Genomic DNA, 1,033 nt, shown 5'->3' on the forward strand with positions numbered 1-1,033 from the left:
GTGGAAACACAGTGAGCACAGAGCTAAGACGCATAGGCGAGAAGGCGCGCAGCGAGCCACGGCTGGTCTTCACCAGTCTCTATCATCATGTCTCCGATATGGACCACCTGCGCGCCTGCTTCGAAGCGCTGCCCGGGAACCGGGCAGTGGGGATTGATGGCATCACCAAGGAGCAGTATCGGGTAAACCTGGAAGAGAACCTGAGGGAGCTTTCAAGCAGGCTGAAGAACATGGGCTATCGGCCGCAACCGAAGCGGCGCACCTATATTCCCAAGCCAGGAAGTGAAAAAGGGCGACCGCTGGCGATCAGCTGTTTCGAAGACAAACTGGTCGAGCTAGCGATCAAACGGGTCCTGGAGCCCATCTACGAGGTGCAGTTCGAGGACAGCAGCTACGGCTATCGGCCGGGACGCAGTCAGCACCAATGCCTGGATGATCTCGGTCGGGTCCTACAGCAAAGTCGTATCAACTACGTCGTCGAAGCGGATATTCGCAGCTTCTTCAACACCGTTGATCACGGCTGGATGTTAAAGTTCTTGGGCCATCGGATCGGCGACCCACGGATCATCCGCCTCATTGCTCGCCTACTCAAAGGCGGCATTCTCGAGGACGGGCTCGTGCAGGCCAGTGAAGAGGGAACGCCACAAGGCTCAATTCTCTCCCCGCTGCTCTCGAATATCTATCTGCACTATGTACTGGACCTCTGGTTCAGTCATCGGGTACGGCCACAGTGTCAAGGTGAGGCGTATTACTTCCGCTTTGCCGACGACTTCGTCGCCGCCTTTCAGGACCGGCAGGACGCACAACGATTTCATGTGGCCCTCAGTGAGCGGATGGCGAAGTTCAAGCTGCGCCTCGCCGAAGAGAAGACGCGTTGCTTGCCGTTCGGGCGCTTCGCCCGAAGCAATGCGCAGGCGCGAGGAGGCAAGCCCGAGGAGTTTACGTTTCTCGGCTTCACCCACTATTGCGGCAAGACCAAGAAGGGTCACTTCAAGGTCAAGCGCCGCACCAGCCGCAAGAAACTCGGGGCTAG

1 protein-coding gene is annotated in these 1,033 nt (G+C 58.1%); it reads left to right on the forward strand.

What is annotated here, in order from left to right; genetic code table 11:
* The coding region (locus CKO23_RS25075) for a reverse transcriptase domain-containing protein (protein ID WP_242482723.1) at nucleotides 1-1,033 on the forward strand (1,033 nt) is incomplete at both ends.

The organism is Thiocystis violacea (assembly GCF_016583565.1).
GTDB classification, from domain to species: Bacteria; Pseudomonadota; Gammaproteobacteria; order Chromatiales; family Chromatiaceae; genus Thiorhodococcus; species Thiorhodococcus violaceus_A.